The 19758-nt window shown below is 63.8% G+C and carries 19 protein-coding genes; 11 read left to right on the top strand and 8 right to left on the bottom strand.

Annotated features, from left to right (window positions below; genetic code table 11):
* Positions 1–17: 17 nt before the first annotated feature.
* The 4 genes from NKJ81_RS20805 to NKJ81_RS20790 form a co-directional block, all read right to left on the bottom strand.
* On the bottom strand, positions 18–1052 hold the full coding sequence (locus NKJ81_RS20805; protein WP_352541565.1) for a hypothetical protein: 1035 nt from the start codon (positions 1050–1052) through the stop codon (positions 18–20).
* The gene (locus NKJ81_RS20800) at positions 1052–2032 is read right to left on the bottom strand and encodes a hypothetical protein (RefSeq protein WP_023674370.1); all 981 of its coding nucleotides are present in this window, start codon (positions 2030–2032) and stop codon (positions 1052–1054) included. Before NKJ81_RS20800 ends, NKJ81_RS20805 begins: the two co-directional genes overlap by 1 nt.
* A gap of 142 nt (positions 2033–2174) precedes the next feature.
* The gene (locus NKJ81_RS20795) at positions 2175–2327 is read right to left on the bottom strand and encodes a hypothetical protein (RefSeq protein WP_352541564.1); all 153 of its coding nucleotides are present in this window, start codon (positions 2325–2327) and stop codon (positions 2175–2177) included.
* Between the two features lie 661 nt (positions 2328–2988).
* Positions 2989–4371, bottom strand: a complete 1383-nt coding sequence (locus NKJ81_RS20790) for an FAD-binding oxidoreductase (protein ID WP_352541563.1) — start codon at positions 4369–4371, stop codon at positions 2989–2991.
* Between the two features lie 226 nt (positions 4372–4597).
* On the opposite strand from NKJ81_RS20790, the gene NKJ81_RS20785 reads away from it, so the two are divergent.
* A complete protein-coding gene (locus NKJ81_RS20785; protein WP_023674373.1) occupies positions 4598–5605 on the top strand; it encodes an AraC family transcriptional regulator in 1008 nt (335 codons plus the stop codon).
* 131 nt (positions 5606–5736) lie between these two features.
* Here NKJ81_RS20785 and efp read toward each other — a convergent pair whose 3' ends face one another.
* On the bottom strand, positions 5737–6303 hold the full coding sequence (gene efp, locus NKJ81_RS20780; protein ID WP_023674374.1) for an elongation factor P: 567 nt from the start codon (positions 6301–6303) through the stop codon (positions 5737–5739).
* Positions 6304–6417: 114 nt separating this feature from the next.
* On the opposite strand from efp, the gene epmA reads away from it, so the two are divergent.
* The 8 genes from epmA (at position 6418) to lpxK (ending at position 14341) form a co-directional block, all read left to right on the top strand.
* Positions 6418–7464 (top strand): EF-P lysine aminoacylase EpmA, encoded by a 1047-nt coding sequence (epmA, locus tag NKJ81_RS20775; RefSeq protein WP_352541562.1) that lies wholly within the window; start codon positions 6418–6420, stop codon positions 7462–7464.
* A gap of 349 nt (positions 7465–7813) precedes the next feature.
* Positions 7814–8503, top strand: coding sequence for a DUF8692 domain-containing protein (locus NKJ81_RS20770; RefSeq protein WP_352541561.1), 690 nt, complete (start codon positions 7814–7816; stop codon positions 8501–8503).
* 253 nt (positions 8504–8756) lie between these two features.
* Positions 8757–10100: a TldD/PmbA family protein gene (locus NKJ81_RS20765; RefSeq protein ID WP_352541560.1), complete on the top strand. Its 1344-nt coding sequence runs from the start codon at positions 8757–8759 to the stop codon at positions 10098–10100.
* Positions 10087–10893, top strand: coding sequence for a 3'(2'),5'-bisphosphate nucleotidase CysQ (locus NKJ81_RS20760; RefSeq protein WP_352541559.1), 807 nt, complete (start codon positions 10087–10089; stop codon positions 10891–10893). The genes NKJ81_RS20765 and NKJ81_RS20760 overlap by 14 nt, the downstream gene beginning before the upstream one ends.
* Positions 10894–10967: 74 nt before the next feature.
* Entirely contained in the window at positions 10968–11213 is a 246-nt protein-coding gene (locus NKJ81_RS20755) for a DUF4170 domain-containing protein (RefSeq protein WP_023674378.1), read from the top strand.
* A gap of 5 nt (positions 11214–11218) precedes the next feature.
* On the top strand, positions 11219–11998 hold the full coding sequence (locus tag NKJ81_RS20750) for a lysophospholipid acyltransferase family protein (RefSeq protein WP_352541558.1): 780 nt from the start codon (positions 11219–11221) through the stop codon (positions 11996–11998).
* Positions 11995–13311 carry a lipid IV(A) 3-deoxy-D-manno-octulosonic acid transferase gene (waaA, locus tag NKJ81_RS20745; RefSeq protein WP_352474386.1) on the top strand — a complete coding sequence of 439 codons (1317 nt, stop codon included), beginning with the start codon at positions 11995–11997 and terminating at the stop codon, positions 13309–13311. The genes NKJ81_RS20750 and waaA overlap by 4 nt, the downstream gene beginning before the upstream one ends.
* A 1-nt stretch (position 13312) precedes the next feature.
* On the top strand, positions 13313–14341 hold the full coding sequence (gene lpxK, locus NKJ81_RS20740) for a tetraacyldisaccharide 4'-kinase (protein WP_352541557.1): 1029 nt from the start codon (positions 13313–13315) through the stop codon (positions 14339–14341).
* A 246-nt stretch (positions 14342–14587) separates the two neighbouring features.
* Here lpxK and NKJ81_RS20735 read toward each other — a convergent pair whose 3' ends face one another.
* Positions 14588–14821, bottom strand: coding sequence for a DUF2093 domain-containing protein (locus NKJ81_RS20735; protein ID WP_031211156.1), 234 nt, complete (start codon positions 14819–14821; stop codon positions 14588–14590).
* A gap of 118 nt (positions 14822–14939) precedes the next feature.
* A complete protein-coding gene (locus NKJ81_RS20730; protein ID WP_352541556.1) occupies positions 14940–15866 on the bottom strand; it encodes a LysR family transcriptional regulator in 927 nt (308 codons plus the stop codon).
* 90 nt (positions 15867–15956) lie between these two features.
* On the opposite strand from NKJ81_RS20730, the gene NKJ81_RS20725 reads away from it, so the two are divergent.
* Both NKJ81_RS20725 and NKJ81_RS20720 read left to right on the top strand, forming a co-directional pair.
* Complete coding sequence (locus NKJ81_RS20725) at positions 15957–16850, top strand: DMT family transporter (protein WP_352541555.1); 894 nt, start codon at positions 15957–15959, stop codon at positions 16848–16850.
* Between the two features lie 76 nt (positions 16851–16926).
* On the top strand, positions 16927–17271 hold the full coding sequence (locus NKJ81_RS20720; protein ID WP_352541554.1) for a DUF2185 domain-containing protein: 345 nt from the start codon (positions 16927–16929) through the stop codon (positions 17269–17271).
* A gap of 61 nt (positions 17272–17332) precedes the next feature.
* On the opposite strand, the gene mutL is transcribed toward NKJ81_RS20720, so the two are convergent.
* Complete coding sequence (mutL, locus tag NKJ81_RS20715; protein WP_352541553.1) at positions 17333–19183, bottom strand: DNA mismatch repair endonuclease MutL; 1851 nt, start codon at positions 19181–19183, stop codon at positions 17333–17335.
* Positions 19184–19758: the final 575 nt, after the last annotated feature.

The following is a 19758-nucleotide window of genomic DNA, read 5'->3' as shown; positions in this document are numbered from 1 at the left end:
CCAACAGCCTGACTGGCTTAGTGCGGAGGCTGATCTGGCCGGACGGTGTCGTTGCAGCCGTCAACATAGGGATGGACCGACCACCGGGAGCCGGGCCGGGCCTGTTGCGCCTTGGTGAGCGGATCCTGAGACTGCGCGTAGCCGTCCTGGTAGCCCCGAACGATTTCGTCGATATCGTCGGGCCAGTCGCCGTCCCATGGCCGTCCCAGAATCTGGGCCTGCTGGACCGGATGCAGTTCGTTGTGGCCTTCATGAAAGCTGTCGTGGATGTGTCCGGCATCATAGACCCACCGGCCGGTCACCCCCAGGATTGTCGCTCCGGTTCCGTCGCCCTTGTTGGTCTCGATGCTCGGCAGGCCGGCATCGCTCGGACTGGCGGTGTCCGAACTGCTGAAGGCCGCGCCGAGCAGCGAAGCGAGCAAGGCGAGAAGCGCCAATACGTAGGCGACGACCGCGCCGACGCCCGACATGCATAGCGCCAGCGCTGCCAGGGCGGCGATCAGGGCGAGGATGTTGACGGTCTGCAGGTCATGGATCGATGCCCCTTCGAACTCCACATGCAGCGCCTCTGACTTTACTCCGGTCACCTTGTCCTCCGCCGGGTTCCCCGTGAACAGAAAGCCGTGCGAGGAGGTGATTGCGTTTTCGGCCATCAGATAGCCGAACGGGGCACTGGCGGCGGCAACGGCCTGGGAGACGCCCACCGGGTTGTTCGGCAGCAGCAAATTGAGGCTGTAGTCGGAGTCCAGGCTTCCTGGCCAGGTCTTTTCCGACGGCGGCTCGATGCTGATGACCATGCCGACGATACTCACCGGCTCGCCCAGGCAAACCAGCCGTTTGTTGAGCCACCAGTCGCAATAAGCGAGAATCCACACAATCTCAGTCACCACCAGCGCGATCGGTATGCACCACGGCTCGCCCATCGCGACCACCACCACGACCATCACGGCTGCGAATATGCCGCTGGTAATCGCCGCGCTGATGTACTGGTTGACCGAAATCACCTCGTCGGCGGTCGTGCACTTGGTCCAGGATTTGTCGTCGGTGGCCATCACGGCTCCAAGCTGCTGAGGACGGTCAAGGTGACGCCGCCGCTGGCGCGGTCACCCTCGTCAAACGCATTCAGATTGAGGGCCTGCCGGCCGGTCCAGCCGTCCGGCGGCGTAGCGACCGCCGTGATCGTCACCTGTTCGCCCGGCGCCAGCGACGGCAGGTCAGGCGAAATCTCGACCTTCCAGCCCGGCGGCAGGGGATGAGCTGACGGCAAGTGTGCCGCCAACCGGCGCTTTTGCTCCGCCTTGGCGGTCTCTTCCGTTGGCTGCCGGTCGTCGCGACAGGGGCCGAGCGGCGGAATTGTGTAGGCATCGACGGTGAACCGGTACCGATGCGGCCGACGGGTAGCGTTGCGCAACTCGAATTGAAATGTTGCTGGCGACTGGGCCAGTCCGACATCGGTATTTTCTTGCCCGAGATTGTTGGCGAAATTGGCGTCATCGGCCGGGTCGAGCAAAGCTTGCAGGCAATAGTGACCTGCTTGCCGCGGCGTATGCCAGTCGAAGGAGACGAACCCAGGCTGGCTGGCGGATCCGATCACCCCGACCGAGACCGGCCTTGTGGCTATCGGATTCGACACGGTTCCGATGCCAAACGACAGATAGGACAGATGGACCGGCATCTTGACGACGACGGCATCCGGGGAGGCGTTCCAGACGCGAACCCGCACCTCGTAGTCGGTGTCCGCCTGCAACCTGCCGGCGGGAACGGGCACACCACCCTGGCGTAGCTCGATATCGGGATTATCCCAGGTGACCGCGAGACCAAGACCGATCAGATAATACTGATCGTAGATCAGAGGGTCAGGCCGGCAGAAAGCAGGGTGATCGATCGGTACGCAATGCGCCCGGGATCCTTTCTGGTCGACCCGGCGGTCACCCCCTAGCCGCCACCGGCGACAGAAACGGCGAGCCATCTCGATCAGTGCCGGAATCCAGGCGGAGAACAGTGCTCGCAGGATTGCCGCTATTCCTCGCATCGACTTCCCCTCTGAAGCTAACGCAGGGCAACGCTCTGATAACAACGGGATTCGCGCGGCAACAGTGAATTGGCGTGTCAGACGACTGGTGCCGTTTGTACTCTGGTCAGACGAATAAAGCTGGGCTCGAACGGTACGCGGGCTATTTCCGCGCGAAGAAACCGCGCGCGAACTGCACGATGTGTGTGTGGAATGCGAGCGCCAATATTGCGACAACGGCAAGTATGTAGAGAGCTTCGGTCGATCCGTCGCCGCCGTCAGGGGAAATACCAAACCAACTCTCGATGAAATCCATGAACAGATTCCCTCCGCGCAAACTTGCGACCGATGTTCAGCATAGCTCTTCAGCTTGTCCCGGTGTCAAGTAGGGATGCATTGCCATCCACATAAATCCAGTAAAGACCGTTGTGCCGAATTGTCTGCTGCCGAATTGTCTGCTGTTTGTCGATAAACCTGAGAATTTGCCTAAAGATTGCTAAAAAATTGTCGCGGCTTATTGATGCACAACTGAAGGAAAGCTTTGTATCTCGGTCATTTCCGGGTCATTTTGTCGATCATGTGCGAACGATCCAGTCAATGATGGTGTCGCCAAACAGGTCCGGACTTGTGCATGGACAGTACGCGGCCCACCACGATCAGAAGCGCGGGGTAGCCTGAAAAGCAGCCCGGCATGGCTCATTGGACGCCACTCGGCGGTCGTCTGGCCTGGTTTCAAATGTAGTCAGCTCTCGAACGTGCCCGGCGGCGTCACGCTGTCGGCTGTTGACAGGAAAGAGGCGTTTGAAAAATCACCGGCGGTCGAGACAGCAAAAGTCACCGTGCCGTATTTCGCCCGGGACACCACGATTCCGGCGAGATGCTGGTCTGGATCAGAGCGTCCTGACCGGCAAGCTATCGTACCGGCCGAGCCTTAGCTGGGCCGGCCGGTACGCTTGCCGGCCTGACGAGAGCCGCCGTCAAGCAGCCGGTCGAATGTTTTGGTTCACCCGGAAGAGGTTGTTCGGGTCGTATTTCTTTTTCAGCGTAGCCAGGCGCTCATAGTTGTCGCCATAAGCCGCCTTGAGCCTTGCATCGCCCTCGTCATCCATCATGAAGTTCAGGTAGGCGCCACCCAGATCGAACGGATGCACGGCCTCCCAGTAGGCCTTGGTCCAGCGCGTCACCGGCCCCGCTTTCTGTGGGTCCGGATCGATCCCGGCGATGACCATCGACCAGGTCGCATCACGGTAATTCCAGGGTGTCTCGTCTTTGCCGACGCGATGGACCGCACCATCGATCGGATAGAGATGCATGAGCGATAGCTCGCTCGGCGTCTTCGCCGCCTGCTCGAGATGGGCGTCGATCGCCTCGTCGGACAGCGTCTTGACGAAATCGCCCCGCCAGTACCACTGCATTCCCTTCGGGTAGAGCCCATCGAACATGCTCTGCACCGCGGGATAGGGCATCGTTCCCATCCAGTTGAACCAGGGCGCGGGCAGCGCATCGAGCAGCGGGGCCAGCGCCTCTCTGCCCTTTTCCTCCGGGCCGTTGTAGCAGCACATCAGCAGACACATCCGCTTTCCCCAAAACTCTTCCGGGAAGGGTGCGCTCGAGAGGACGGTCTTGAGCCCGAGAAAGATCCCGAGTTCTTCGGGCGCGTTCGGCAGGAACTCGCGATAATGCTGCATGATGGTGCGGGCGTGGCGCTGATCCCATGCGATCGGCCCCGCAAAGACCATGCTGACCCGGTGGAGCCTGAACACAAAGCTGGTGACGATGCCGAAATTGCCGCCGCCGCCGCGAAGCGCCCAGAACAGGTTGGGGTTCCGCTCCTTGCTGGCGGTGACGAAGCTTCCGTCGGCAAGCACGACATCGGCCTCGACCAGATTATCGATGGTCAGGCCATATTTGCGCGTCAGATAGCCATGGCCGCCGCTCAGCGTCAGTCCGGCGACCCCGGTGGTCGAGATGATGCCCGCCGGTACGGCCAGGCCAAAGGCATGGGTGGCATGGTCGAGGTCGCCCTGAGTGCAGCCCGGGCCTACCCGCGCCGTGCGGGCATCCGGATCGACGCGCACGCCGTTCATCGCCGACAGGTCGATCACCAGACCGTCGTCGCAGCTCCCCAATCCTGGTCCATTATGGCCGCCGCCACGTACCGCAACCAGCAAATTGTTGTCGCGGCCGAAATTCACCGCTGTGATTACGTCGGCGACGTCGACACAGCGGGCGATGATCAGCGGCCGCTTGTCGATCATGCCGTTGTAGAGCTTGCGGGCCTCGTCATAGCGGGCGTCGCCGGCGCGGATGACTTCGCCTCGCAGGCTTGCTGCGAATTTGGTGATGTCTTCATCGTTCATGACATTCCTCCCTGTTATTGGACCTGTCGGCCGGCCGATGAAACGCTAATCCCGTCCGCTGTTCCCGCAAATGTCACATCGTCCATTTCTGTTGCCCGATCGTTCAGAGTAGGATTAGACCGGATGGATAGTTGCTCGGGCGGCCATATTGCCGGATAGTTCGAGATGCCTGGCGGAAAAACTCGTTGTCAAAGGGAGTAGCCGATCGTTTCCGGAGGTGTAGTGCATGGATGTCCTTTCCGATGTGCTCCGAGCCGTTCGCCTCACCGGGGCGATCTATTTCGACGTCGACGCCAGCTCTCCCTGGGTCGGCGAGTCGCCGGGCACGGCCGACATTGCCGCCGCCGTCATGCCGGAGGCAGAGCACATCATTTCTTTTCATGCCGTGATGTCGGGCTCGTGCTGGGCCGCGCTGGGAGACGATTCGGTGCCCCCGGTGCTCGTGAACGCCGGTGATGTCGTTGTCTTCCCCGGTGGTGTTCCGAACGTCTTGAGCTCCTCGCCCGGGGCACGTGGCGAACCCAATATGGCGATGTATTATCGGCCGATTGACGAGAGCCTGCCGTTCGCGGTGATCCATGGTGGCGGCGGAGACGAGCGGACCCGGTTCATTTGCGGGTATCTTGGCTGCGATGCACGTCCCTTCAATCCTCTCCTGGCCGCATTGCCGGCCATCCTGTGCGCCCGCAAGCCCGCCGATGGAAGCAGCTGGGTTATCGACCTTTTTCGGCTGGCGCTGGCCGAAGGTGGCAGTGGGCGGGCGGGCTGTGAGACGATACTCGCCAAGCTGAGCGAGCTGATGTTTGTCGAGATCATCCGCCGCCATCTCGAGACCCTGCCCGACGATTCGCGCGGCTGGCTGTCAGGCCTACGGGATCCACATGTCGGCGAGGCGCTCCGGCTCATCCACGCTCGCCCCAGGGAGGAATGGACATTGGACCGGCTCGCCCGCGAAGTAGGGCTCTCGCGCACGGCGTTTGCGAGCCGCTTTACCCACTATGTCGAGGTCTCGCCCATGCACTATCTTGCTCGCTGGCGTCTACAACTGGCAGGACGCTTGCTCGAACGCCCTGAAATGAGCATCGCGCAAGCGGGTGCCGAGGTCGGCTACGAGTCGGAAGCCGCCTTCAATCGCGCCTTCAAAAAGTTCGTCGGCATTCCACCTGGCACCTGGCGAAAGGGACGGTCGGCGTTGCTCGAGGCTCAGAGATTGCCCGCTGGCGTCGTGCAATAGGAAAGAACTGGCAGGGCGTTGACGCTTCGGTCCGCGTAAAGCGTCCCAATGCTCGAAAGCCCCTGCCACAAAGCGGTTGACGATGACCGGCAGCCTCGACGCGTTCGGCGAGGCGTTTCAGGCCTCGCGCCTCAATCCTTCGCGCGCTCGACATAGGCGCCATCGGCGGTCATCACCACCACGCGGGTGCCAGCGCTGATGTGTGGCGGCACCAGGGTACGCACGCCGTTGGACAGCGTTGCCGGCTTGTAGGACGAGGACGCCGTCTGGCCCTTGGTCACCGGCTCGGTCTCGACCACCTCGAAAGTGGCGCGCTGCGGCAATACCAGCGAGATGGCGATGTTGTTGTATTGCGAGATCTGCACCGGCATGCCTTCCACCAGATAGGGCGCCATGTCGCCGACCACGCTTTCCGGCACCGCGACCTGGTCGTAAGTCTCCGGATTCATGAAGTGAAAGCCTTCGCCGTCACGGTAGAGGAACGTGTGCTCGCGCTCCTCGACATAGGCGCGCTCGACCTGCTCGGTGGTGCGGTAACGCTCGGAAACCTTTACCCCGTCGGAGATACGCCGCATGTCGAGCTGGGTGACCGGCGTACCCTTGCCAGGATGAATGTTTTCGGCAAAGAGGATCACATAAAGCTTGCCGTCCTTTTCGACGACGTTGCCTTTGCGTAAGGAGCTGGCGATGACCTTCACGGGTTTCCATCCTGATAAAATTTGTTGGCGCAAATCGGCTGGAGAGGCCGTTGCGTGCGGCCTAGCGCATCTTGGCCGCAATCGCCAGCCCTCTGTGCAATTCCCCTGAAGCCGATGACCGCCGCCTCGCCGTGGTGGACGCCGCATGTCCACGCCGACCGCCGGCCGCGGCTGATCCTGCGCAATGCCATTGCCACCGGGATGCGCGACTGGTTCGCCCGCCGCGACTTCGTCGAGGTGGATACATCGGCCCTGCAGGTCTCGCCCGGCAATGAAGCGCACCTGTCGGCCTTTGCCACCGAGGCGATCGGGCCGGACGGGCAGCGCCAGCCGCTCTACCTCCACACGTCGCCGGAATTCGCCTGCAAGAAGCTGCTTGCCGCCGGCGAGGAGCGCATCTTCAGCCTCGGGGCTGTCTGGCGCAACCGCGAGCGCGGCCCCTTGCACCATCCTGAGTTCACCATGCTCGAATGGTACCGCGTCGGCGAGACCTATGAGAGCCTGATGCGCGATTGCGCCGAGCTCGTAGCGCTGGCGGCCGAACGGGCCGCAGCGAAGTGTTTTAGCTTCCGCGGCCGCGAGGCCGATCCGTTCGCCGGGCCGGAACGGTTGAGCGTCGCCGAAGCCTTCATGCGCCATGCCGGCATCGATCTGCTGGCGACGGTTGCAGCCGATGGCAGCACCGACCGCGCGGGGTTGCATGCCGCCCTGGTCCAGGCCGGATTGCGGACCGCGCCCGACGACAATTGGGCCGACCTGTTCAGCCGGGTGATGGTCGAAAAAATCGAGCCAGCGCTGGGGCAGGGGCGCGCTACCATTCTTTTCGGATATCCGATCTCGGAGGCGGCACTGGCCAGGCCGAGCGCCGACGATCCACGCACCGCCGAGCGCTTCGAGCTCTATTGCTGCGGCGTCGAGCTCGCCAACGCCTTTGGCGAATTGACCGATCCGGCCGAGCAGCGCCGGCGCTTTGCCGCCGAAATGGATGAGAAGCAGCGCGTCTATGGCGAACGCTACCCGATCGACGAGGATTTCCTCGCCGCGCTCGCCATCATGCCGCAGGCGAGCGGCGCGGCGCTCGGCTTCGACCGGCTGGTGATGCTCGCCACCGGCGCGCTCAGGATCGACGACGTGATCTGGACGCCGGTGGCTGGTCCCTGAGGAAGGTTGGACAAGCCGATCTCGCCCGGCTTGAAAGCCAGGATCAGATGGTCGGTCCAGGCCGCCGCCGGCTCCGTCGAGCCAGAAGATTGGCGACGACCAGGAGGATTATCGACAGCCCCATCATCAGCGTGGCGGCGGCGCTATTGCCGGGGAGAGCTTTCGCGCAAGCCGATGAACATTTCGAGCGGCATGGTGCGTTGGTTGGCGCTGGCCAGGAACTGCACCGCGACGACCTCGTCATGTGCGAGACGCTGCAACCGTTCCGTGTGTTGCCACGATCATGGTGGGCCGGCATAGTGCTGGCGGGGTTCTCGGCGCCGCGGAGCTATCGGCCGTCGTACTCAGAATGGCCTTCGGCACAATGCCAGACAAAAACGCGCTGAACGCAAAACATAGCAGCGAATGGACAATGTCCTGGCGCCTGGTCATACTTGCGGCCGTGGCGATTAATGTTGTGATGCTCTTGGCCGCGCTGTTCGTCGCGCAAACTCTTGGTCTGGACGCTACAATCTTCTATCGAGATCCATCTGCAGCCGCGGATGTCGGCTTCTATACGGGGTGGATTTCGTCCCTAGGTGCTTCACTGTGGATCGGCACCGGCGCGGCGACCCTGTTTGCCGGTCTGCTCACGCACCGATGGGATTGCACGTTTCTCGGCGGCCTTACCTTGGTCATGGGCCTCGATGACCTGTTGTTGATCCATGAGGACGTGCTGCCGTTTGTCGCGATACCAGAGATTGTTACGATGATTGCCTACGCCGTCGCCGGGTTGTTCTGGTTCTTTCGGCTGCGACGGAAGACATTCGACGGCTCGATCGTATTTGTGGCCGCAGGCTTCCTACTCGCGATTTCAGCAGCGATCGACCAGCTGGGAGAGCTGTTTCCTAGCCCGGGTTCGGCGGTCGACATCGCGGAAGACGCTGTCAAAGAGCTTGGCATCTTCCTTTGGGCGGCAGGTGCCGTCGGGTACGCGGCGATGGTGACACGGTTGGGCCGCCCGTGGGTGGATCCAGCCGATCCCAACTCTACAGGCTGACGGTCGCACACGCCGCATCTTCGACTCGTCGCCGGCAGCGGTGCCGCCGTCGCGGCTTTCGGTCACGGCCACCTCGGATCTAAGCCGTCCTTTGTGCGTCTGGAAGGACGCACCATCTCTGGGTCGGTCGCGCCGACCTGGGGCGAGATGCCTCCTGATTGTCCGCTTCTCCCATTGCAGAAGCGGCATCGGGACAATAGATGGTGCAGCAGCGGCTGCCCTGTAGCCGGCCGCAAATAACGGGATTATGCGCATGACCGATACGCTCGACGCAGCGAAACTGACCGACCGCGTCGCGGCCTTGGTCGAGGCTGCCAAACGGGCCGGCGCCGATGCGGCCGATGCGGTTGCGGTACGCGGCCGTTCGACCGGTGTATCGGTACGGCTCGGCAAGGTCGAAGGCACAGAGGCGTCCGAGAGCGAGGACGTCTCGCTGCGCGTCTTCGTCGGCAAACGCGTGGCGAGCGTTTCGGCAACGGCGGCATCCGACCCCAATATGCTGGCCGAGCGTGCCGTCGCCATGGCCAAGGTGTCCCCCGAGGATCCCTATCAAGGCCTCGCTGACCCGGCCTTGCTGGTCAAGACGCCGCGCGACCTCGATCTGTTCGACGCCACCGAGGTGTCGGCCGATCAATTGAAGGAAGCAGCGCTTGCCGCCGAAGCGGCGGCGCTTGCCGTCAAGGGCGTCACCAATTCGGCCGGCAGTGGCGCCAGTGCCGGGCTCGGCGGCCTGGTGCTCGCCACCTCGCACGGCTTCGTCGGCCATTACGTCGCCTCGCGTTTTTCACGCTCGACCAGCGTGATCGCCGGCGAGGGCACCGGCATGGAGCGCGACTACGAATTCTCCTCGCGCCAGCATTTTTCCGATCTCGACCTGCCGGAAGACATCGGCCGCAAGGCCGGTGAGCGCGCCGTCCGCCGCATTGGCGCGCGCAAGGCGGCGACCGGGCCTGTCGACGTGGTGTTCGATCCGCGTGTGGCGCGCGGCATTGCCGGCCACCTTGCCGGTGCCATCAATGGCGCCGCGGTCGCGCGCAAGACCAGCTTTCTCCGCGACATGATGGGCAAGAAGGTGGCTTCGGCCGCAATCACCGTCACCGACGAGCCGCTCCGGCGCCGTGGACAGGCCTCGCGCCCGTTCGACGGCGAAGGCGTCGAGGGCGAAAAACTGTTCATGGTCGACAAGGGCGTGCTCAACCACTGGTTCCTGTCGACTTCGGCGGCTCGGGAACTCGGCCTCGTTACCAACGGGCGCGGCTCGCGCAGCGGCTCGTCGGTCTCGCCGTCGTCGACCAATCTCGCCATCGAGCCCGGGGAAAATACGCCGGAAGAGCTGATCAAGTCGCTCAAGACCGGCTTCTACGTCACCGAAGTGTTCGGCCAGGGCGTCGACATGGTGACGGGCGAATATAGCCGCGGCGCTTCCGGCTTCTGGATCGAAAATGGCGAGCTGGCCTATCCCGTCGCCGAGGTGACCATCGCCTCCAATCTGAAGACGATGTTCCTCAACATGGTTCCGGCGAGCGATCTCGACCGCAATTTCGGCACTGCCGCGCCTACGCTTTTGATCGAAGGAATGACCCTTGCCGGAGCTTGACCCGGCCGTCTCGGCCGGCGCTACTGAAGACCTGCAGCTGTTGCGCGATGCCGCCCGCGAGGCGGGGCTCATCGCCATGCAGTACTTCAACAACAATCCGCAGGTGTGGATGAAGGGCGGCACCTCGCCGGTCAGCGAAGCCGATCACGCCGCCGACAAATATCTGCGCGAGACCTTGCTGGCGGCCCGGCCGGATTATGGCTGGCTGTCGGAGGAAACCGTCGACGACCCGGTAAGGCTCGTCGCGCGCCGCACCTTTGTCGTCGATCCGATCGACGGCACGCGCGGCTTCCTCGAAGGGCTGCCCACATGGTGCGTCAGCGTCGCGGTGGTCGAGAACGGCCGCACGCTTGCCGGCGTGCTCGACTGCCCGGCGAAGGGCGAAATCTATTGGGCGCTGCCGGGCGAGGGCGCGTTCCTGAATGGCAGGCGCATCAGCGTGCGTCCGCCGTCGGAAACGGCCGAAATCGCCGGACCGAAGCCGATGATCGACCTGATGCCGGCGAAATGGCACAAACGGCTGAAGCGCGTGCTCTATATTCCTTCGCTCGCCTACCGGCTGGCGATGATCGCCGGCGGCCAGCTCGATGCCACCTTCGTCAAGGCCAACGCGCATGACTGGGACATCGCCGCGGCCGATCTCATCCTGCGCGAGGCAGGCGGCGCCTTGCTCGATCGGCATGGCCGCGCGCCGCTCTATGCCGGCGAAGTGATCCGTCACGGACCGCTCGCCGCCGGCAGCGGCGAACTCCTCGCCGTGCTCGCCGGCGTCATCGCCGGGCTGGACGATTGACCACTATCAATAGTTCCAAAGTCGGCGGCTTTGGTCTAGACCTGTCCCAAACTCACGATATGTGAAGGATCGACATGGCCGCTGAAGACGGAAAGAAACAGCTTTTGCACCTGGTGTTCGGCGGCGAACTCAAGAAGCTGGGCGGCACCGAATTCCGCGATCTCGACGCGCTCGATATTGTCGGCATCTATCCGGACTACCAATCGGCGCACGCCGTCTGGAAGGCCAAGGCGCAAGCTAGCGTCGACAACGCCCATATGCGCTATTTCGTCGTTCACCTGCACCGCCTCCTCGACCCCGAAAACAAGGCTGTCGGTTGACATCGATGAACCATGAAGCGGTCAAGCGATCAGCCCCGCGGTCGGCGGTCAGACGTCGCAAGCCGAAGACGTTCTGGCGCAAGATCCGCGAACCGCTGGCGCAGTCGCGATTCGTCAAGAATGCGCTTGCCGCGCTGTTTGCGTATTTCGTCCGCCTTGTCCGCTTGACCAACCGCATGGTCGACGGATCGGCCAGGTTTTCCGGCGGCGCCTATGCGCAGCTCGAGCCTGGCATCATCGCGCTCTGGCACGGCCAGCACCTGCTGACCCCGGCCTACTATCCCAAGGGACGGCCGCTGGTTGCCATGGTATCGCGCAGCGCCGATGCCGAGCTCAACGCGCTGATGGTCGAGAAATTCGGCATCGAGGCGGTGCGCGGCTCTGGCGGGCGCGAAAGCGCAAGGCATCTCGACAAGGGCGGGGCCAAGGCGCTCATCGCCCTCAAAAAGTCGCTCGCCACCGGCAAGAATGTCGCCATGATTGCTGATATTCCCCACGGCACGCCGCGCGATGCGGGGCTCGGCGTCGTCCTTCTGGCGCGGCTGTCCGGCCGGCCGATCCTGCCTGCCGCGATAGCCACCAGCCGCCGCAAGGTGATCGAGGGCAGCTGGGACAAGACGACGATCAACCTGCCCTTCGGCCGCTCCTCGATCGTCGTCGGCACGCCTGTCTTCGTGCCGGCCAACGCCGACGCCGCCGAAATGGAACGCAAGCGCCAGGAGGTCACGGCCTCGCTTAATGCTGCGACCGCCGAGGCCTATCGCCTTGTGGACGGTTCGAAATGAGTGTGCGCTGGGCGCGCGCCTTCCTGACCGCATATCGTTTCGCGGGGGCGGCCGCCTACCCGTTGGCCGGGCCTTATGTCGCCTGGCGCACTTCCAGAGGCAAGGAGGATCGCATTCGCCGGCGCGAACGCTACGGCGTCGCCGGACGCGAGCGCCCCGAAGGCCCGGTGATCTGGATCCATGCAGCCAGCGTCGGCGAGACCATCGCCGTCGTGCCGCTGGTCGAGAGCATTCTCGATTACGGCGTCAACATCGTGCTGACCACGGGCACGGTCACCTCGGCGCAGGTCGCCGAAGAACGGCTGGGCGACCGCATCATCCACCAATATGTGCCGCTCGACCTCAAGCCGGCGGTCAGTCGCTTCCTCGATCATTGGCAGCCGGACCTGGCGATCATCGCCGAATCGGAGATCTGGCCGATGACCATCCTGGAACTCGGCGCCCGCCGCGTGCCGCAGGTTCTGGTCAACGGCAGGCTGTCCGACCGCTCCTTCAAGTCCTGGAAGAAGCGCGCCAACATTGCCGAAGCATTGTTCGAAAATCTCGCCCATGTCGTTGCCCAGTCGGACCTCGATGGCGAGCGCTTCCTTTCGCTCGGCGCCAGGCCGGTCACTGTATCCGGCAATCTCAAGGTCGACACCGCGCCGCCGCCGGCCGACGAGCGGGCACTGGCGGCGCTGAAACGCCAGATCGGCGGCCGCCCGACCTGGGCGGCGATCTCGACCCATGACGGCGAAGAGGCGGTCGCCGCCGAAGTTCACGCCATGCTGCACAAGCGCCACCACGGGCTTTTAACGATCATCGTGCCGCGCCATCCCGATCGCGCCGGGCAGCTGGCCGCCCAGATTTCCGGCATGGGCCTGAAGCTGGCGCAGCGCAGCAAGGGCGACAGGATCACCGCCGACACCGATATTCTGCTCGGCGACACGATCGGCGAGATGGGGCTTTATCTGAGGCTGACGGAAATTGCCTTTGTCGGCCGTTCGCTGACTTCCGAGGGCGGCCAGAACCCGCTGGAACCAGCCATGCTGGAGACCGCGGTGCTTGCCGGCCGCAACGTCCAGAATTTTCGCGAGGCCTATCAGCGCCTGCTCGATAGCGGCGGCGCCAAGCTGGTGCGCGACCGCGATATGCTGGCCGGCGCCGTTAATTTCCTTTTGACCAACGAGGCGGCCCGCCATGAGATGATGGCGGCGGGTGCGGCGACGGTCGACGAGATGCGCGGTGCGCTGGCGCATACGCTCAGGTCGCTCGAGCCCTATATCCAGCCGCTGGTCGTCAAGTCGCGCCTGAAGGGCGCGAACGGGCGCTGACGTGACCTCGGAAGCGCCGCCCTTCTGGTGGGAAGAGCCGGACTGGCGGGTCACGGCGCTGTCGCCGCTCTCCGCCGTCTATGCGCTTGTCGCCGGTCGCCGCATGCGGCACGCGCCGCGTGAAAAGGTCGAGGCGCCGGTGCTCTGCGTCGGCAACTTCACCGTCGGCGGCACCGGCAAGACGCCGGTGGCGATCGCGCTGGCCGAGCAGGCCAGGCGCATGCAGCTTAATCCGGGTTTCCTGTCGCGTGGCCATGGCGGCTCCTTCGCGCAGCCGCATATCGTCGATCCGCACCACGATGCCGCCAAGCATGTCGGCGACGAGCCGCTGCTTCTGGCCGAACACGCCCCGGTCGCGGTGACGCCGAACCGGGCCGCCGGCGCCAGGCTTCTGCTGGAGAAGCTCGGCTGCGATTTCCTGATCATGGATGACGGTTTTCAGAGCGCGCGCATCCACATCGACTATGCGCTCGTCGTCGTCGACGCGCGACATGGCATCGGCAATGGCCGCGTCATCCCCGGCGGGCCGCTGCGGGCAAAGATCGTCGACCAATTGGTCTTCACCAGCGCCTTGCTGAAGATGGGCGAGGGCACCGCGGCCGACACAGTCGTGCGCCGGGCAGCGCGCGCCGGCAGGCCGATCTTCGAGGCGCACACTGCCCCGAGCAGCAAGGTGACGCTGGCCGGCAGGCGTTTCCTGGCGTTCGCCGGCATTGGCCATCCCGACAGGTTTTTCGACACTGTCCGCGAGGCCGGCGGCGAGCTTGCGCTGACCAAATCGTTTCCTGACCATCATTTCTATGGGGAGGACGAACTTGCCGAATTGGCGGCGACGGCGCGTAAAGCCGGGCTTGGTCTCATTACCACCGCCAAGGACGCTGCCCGCCTGCGTCACGGCGCGGCGCCGCCGGAATTCCTCGACGGGCTCGATGTGCTGGAGATCGACACCGTCTTCGAGCTCGACCATGTGCCGCAACGCATCATCGACGAGACGCTGGACGCCTGGCGGCAGCGCCGGCTTAAAGGCTGACCAGAAGCTTGAGCACCGAGGCAATGCGGGACTGGAATTTGCAGCTTTCCGCCGGTCGAACGTATTTTGTTCTTGCTTTGTGCCGGCAGCTATGCTAGTAGTTTGGGTATGGTGATGATTCGCCGGTGACCCGCCCTCGAGGCGGGTTTTTTATTTCAAGATAGCCTCTAAGGTTTCGGTGTTGCCGGCCTGACGCCGCGGCAGAGGGCGCAGGATCGCAACGGGGCGGCTTCCATTTGCGCTGGACTAGCGTCGGCGGCGCAGTTCCGGATGCGCTTCGATCTCGCGGCGCAGCGAGGCAGCGGCGTTCACATAGGGTTCCTGCCTGGCGACACTCCAATATTTGAGCTCGTCGAGCGGGATGCTCTCGCCGGTCACCGCGCAGCGCACGAAGGCGCCGGGGCTGGTCACCTGGAAGTCGCCGTCGAGATAGCGGATGCGGGCTTCCTTACCGCCGGGTCCTTCGAAACGGTTCATCATGGGGTGGTGCCGAAATTCATGACGATGTCATCGCCACAAATTGCGGCGAGGTCAAGCTTGACGTTGATGACGGCCGATCTCTCCCACAAGGGGGGAGATCAGCGCTTGTCCGTCGCTCCTAGCTCTCTACCTCAAGGAACGCTTCGATCTTCTCCGCTGGCAGCCCTGCCTGGACGGCGATGCGCCGGGCAAGCTCGGCGGCGGCGGCGCGCGGGCGCCCCAGCGGCCGGTCGAGCCAGTAGGATATCGGGCTTAGCGCACTGCGCTCGTCTACGGCGACGATGCGGCCCGATTTCAATTGGTCCACCGTCAACGGCGGACGTGCCAGCGCAATACCGAGCCCGTGCGCGGCGGCGTCGAGCACGAGGTTGTAGTCCTCGAAACGGCGGTCGTGCGGCCGCGGCCGATAGTCCATCTCCTGCGCCGCAAACCAGGCGCGCCACGCCGAAGCGTCGGAATCATTGATCACCGGAAATTCGAGCAGCCGGGCAGGATCTCCGCGGCCGATCTCCCTGGCCAGTCCCGGCGAGGCGACCGGGAACACATATTCTTCGAAAAGCTGCACCGAGATCCGGCCCGGAATGCGGCCGCGCCCGCAGCGGATCGACAGGTCGATGCCCTCGTCGGCAAGATCGCCCTGGCGGATGTCGACGTCGAGCACGATACGCAGCTTGGACGGGTGGTTCTCCAGCGCCGCCATGCGCGGCATCAGCCACAGCCCGCTGACCGAAGGGATCGAGGTCAGCCGCACCACCGCCGTGCCGCGCGGCTCGACCCAGCGATCCGAATTGCTGGCGATCAGGGCAAAGGCTTCGGTGGTGCGTAGATGCAGGCGGTTGCCTTCGACGGTCAGCGAGACGCCGCGCGCGCCGCGATCGAAGACTTTCAGCCCGAGCCAACCCTCGAGCTTGGCGATCTGCCGGCTGACGGCGCCGTGAGTGATGTTGAGCTTCTCGGCCGCCGCCGAAAAGCTGCCGGTCCGAGCCGCGGCGTCGAAGGCGCGCAGCGTTTCGAGCGGCAGCATCGGGTCTAAGCTGTGATCCATAGTCACAGGTGATCCTCGATTTGTTCGTTTGTCAACCGACCCGCAATAGCGTTTCTCTACTTCATGGCATTGGATCGCGAGGACACCCAGATGAGCGCTTACACCGGCACGTTGAATACGACACAGCGCATGGATGCCACGGCTGCCATCGCGGTGGCGCTGACGGTGGTCGGCTGGGCCTCCGCCTTTCCGGCGATCCGCGCCGGCCTTGCCGCCTTCGGGCCGCTGGAACTTGGCGCGCTGCGTTTTGCCATCGCCGCGGTTCCGGCGGCGATCTTCCTCGCGGTCAAGCGGCCGGCACTGCCCAGGCTCGATGAACTCTGGCGCTTTGTCTTCGGTGGTGCCGTCTTCGTCGCACTCTACACCGTGATGCTCAATTTCGGCGAGCTGACCGTTTCGGCCGGTGCGGCCGGCTTCATCATCAATGTCAGCCCGATCTTCACCGCCATCATGGCCATGGCGCTGCTCGGCGAACGCTTCTCGGGCCTGGCCTGGGCCGGCACATTCCTGTCCTTCGCCGGTATCGGGATCATCGCCATGGGCGAGGGGCAAGGGCTGCATTTCAACAGCGGTGCGCTGCTTGTCCTCGGCTCGGCGCTGTGCTCGGCCGTCAACACCATCGTCCAGAAGCCGCTGTTTGCCCGCCATCACCCGCTGACGATCTCGGCCTCGAACATGGTGCTTGGCGCGCTCTGCCTGTCGCCGTTCCTGCCGAGCGGTCTGGCGCAGGCGGCGGTCGCCGACACCGCCGGGCTCGGCGCCGTCATCTTTCTCGGCATCGTACCCAGCCTGATCGCCTATGCCGCGTGGGCGACAGCACTTTCCCGACTGCCCGCGGCGCGTGCCTCGACCTTCCTCTATCTGGTGTCGCCGATGGCGACGCTGATCGGCTTCTTCTGGCTGGGCGAGGTGCCGACGCTGCTCGGCATAATCGGCGGGGCGCTGGCGCTGGGCGGCGTCATTGTGGTGAATTTGAAGAGATGAGAGCTTTAGTGCTTGACTGCTGGTGGCGTACGCGGCTGATTTAACTAGAAGTACGGTTGCCACCAGTGAGCTTTGAATGCCTAAGACGTTTTTCAGGGATGGTTCGACGTTTCGCCCAATAGCAGTTGGTTACGGCAGCTGTATTGCGACCGACCGCATCACCGTGGATGGCGCGCAAGTAGGCTATCTTTACCGCGAAACGCCAGATCATCCGGTTGATAGCGGATGGTGCTTTTTTGCAGGCGATGAATCTGACGAATACATCAACGACCCCAACAATTCCGGGTTGTACGATGTCAATACAATTGCGAATTACGACCCGCTCATTACCTCTTGTTTAGAGGCGCCTTGTGGAAGTGCGTTTTTGAGAATCGAGGGGAAGTTTGTCCGTCAGAAGTTCGAACCCCCAGATGATGATTAAAGCCGCCTGTGGAACCAGCCTTGCTAGCGAGTTATAGACAGCGCCAGCGCGAGCGACCTTCTCACCGCCTCCCAAATAGCCTCTCGATATCCGCCAGCTTGAGCTCGATGTAGGTCGGGCGGCCATGGTTGCAGGTGCCGGAGCCCGGCGTCGCCTCCATCTGCCGCAGCAGCGCGTTCATCTCTTCCGGTTTGAGCAGGCGGCCGGAACGTACCGAGCCGTGGCAGGCCATGGTCGCGGCTATTCTGTCCAGCCGCTCCTTCAGCGTGTCGACCGTGTCGTTGTCGGCGATCTCGTCGGCGAGATCGCGCACCAGCTGCTGGACGTTGGTCTCGCCGAGCATCGACGGCGTCTCGCGCACCGCGACGGCACCGGGGCCGAAGCGCTCGATGCCGAGGCCGAAGCGGGCCAGCGTCTCGGAATGCCTGGCAAGCCGCTCGGCATCCTCTTCCGACAGATCGACAATCTCGGGCAACAGCAGCATCTGCGACGGCACCGAGCGTGAGTGGAGGGCGTTCTTCAAGGCCTCGTAGACCAGCCGCTCATGTGCCGCGTGCTGGTCGACGATGACCAGCGAATCCCTGGTCTGGGCGACGATATAATTCTCGTGCACTTGCGCGCGCGCCGCGCCCAGCGCCGTGCCGAGCAGCGTTTCCGCCGCTTCGTTTTGCCCGGCGCGCGCATCGGCGCTGTGCAGCGGCCCGGCGTCGAAGGCCGCCTGCTCGTCCTCGCCGAACCCGTCGCCCATATTGAGCGGCCGCTGCGGCGAACGGGCAGGATCGAACCCGGCAAAGCCCGATGCCCGATAGGCGGCCTCGTAGCTGCGGTGACCGTTGGCCGGGCCGCCATGCGCATAGGATGCGGCGCCTGGCCGGAACGCCGCCATCATGCCGGCGGCCCCTGTGGTGGCGGGGCGGATGCCGGCATTGGCCAGCGCTTCGCGAATGGCGCCGACGATCAGCCCGCGCACCAGCCCCGGGTCGCGGAAGCGCACGTCTGCCTTGGCCGGATGGACGTTGACGTCGACGATCGCCGGATCGAGCGCCAGGAACAGCACGGTGACGGCATGGCGGTCGCGCGGCAGCACGTCGGCGAAGGCGCCGCGAATGGCGCCGGCGATCAGTTTGTCACGCACCGGGCGGCCGTTGACATAAGCGTATTGCTGCAGCGCGTTGGCGCGGGTGAAGGAGGGGACCGAGACATGGCCGGCGAGATGCACGCCGTCCCGCGTCGCGTCGATGGCGATCGCATTGTCCGGAAAGTCGGCGCCCATCACCTGCGCCACCCGGCGCAGCCGGCCTTCCGGGCTGTCGTCGGTCGCCGGCAGTTCCAGCGTCGAGCGGTCCGGGCCGGCCAGGGTGAAGCGCACGGCGGGAAAGGCGATGGCGATGCGCTTGACCACGTCGCCGATGGCCGAGCTTTCGGCGCGCTCGCCCTTCATGAATTTGAGCCTTGCGGGCGTGGCGAAGAACAGGTCGCGCACCTCGACCGTGGTTCCGCGATTGGCCGCCGCCGGCCTGACCGCGGAGACGCGGCCGCCCTCGATGCCGATCTCGGCGGCGTTTTCACTGGACGCGGTGCGCGAGCGGATCGACAGCCGTGCCACCGAGCCGATCGAGGGCAAGGCCTCGCCGCGAAAGCCGAGCGAGCGGATGTCGTGAATGTTGTCGGCGAGCTTGGAGGTGCAATGGCGCGCAATCGCCAGCGCCAGTTCCTTTTCCGGAATGCCCGAGCCGTCGTCACTGACGCGGATCAGGTTCAGCCCGCCGCCGGCGGTGACGATCTCGACTCTGGTAGCGCCTGCATCCAGCGCGTTCTCGACCAGTTCCTTGACCACGCTTGCCGGACGTTCGATGACTTCGCCGGCGGCGATCTGGTTGATCATCGTTTCGGAAAGCTGGCGGATCGGCATGGGGCACTATAGGCGGATTCGTGGTCGATGCGGGAGGGGGAGAATAGCGTTGACCGTTGCAAGGCAGTGAGACTGCTCCGTTGCTCCGCCAGAGGGGGTGCTGTCCCGCCACGATATAGAGATAGGAATATTGTTGAGTGAATGGGCTTGGCCCCAACTGACTTATTAGAATTAGTCGGGCGAAGGCCAAAATCCGAAGCGAATGGCCGTTGGAGGCGACATTTGGACGTCATCCTAGATTACTTGATGGTAAAGTTCGCTCGATGGATACAGCGTCGAAAGAGTCGTATTGCGAGAATAATTTGGTTTACTATTTGGACGGTTATTTCGATATTGCTAACAGTTTTTCTATTTTACCTCCTGTATATTCGAAACCTGACCATATAGTTTCGTGTTTCTACCACTGCGGCGCAGGTGCCGCCGCAGGCTTGATCGCGGACACCCTCGATGCGGATCTCGGGGGCACTGTCGCGATAGTGATGGGGTGGACGCCCCCTCGACGGCATCGATGTGCCAGAATGGTGGTGTTTGACAGCCACCGTAAGAGAGGGAGCGTCCACAATGGAAGTTAACAC

Origin of the sequence: Mesorhizobium sp. M0018 (assembly GCF_040323955.1) — a bacterium.
GTDB lineage: Bacteria > Pseudomonadota > Alphaproteobacteria > Rhizobiales > Rhizobiaceae > Mesorhizobium.
Note: the sequence above shows the minus strand (reverse complement) of the source record. Positions and strands in the feature narration are given on the sequence as shown.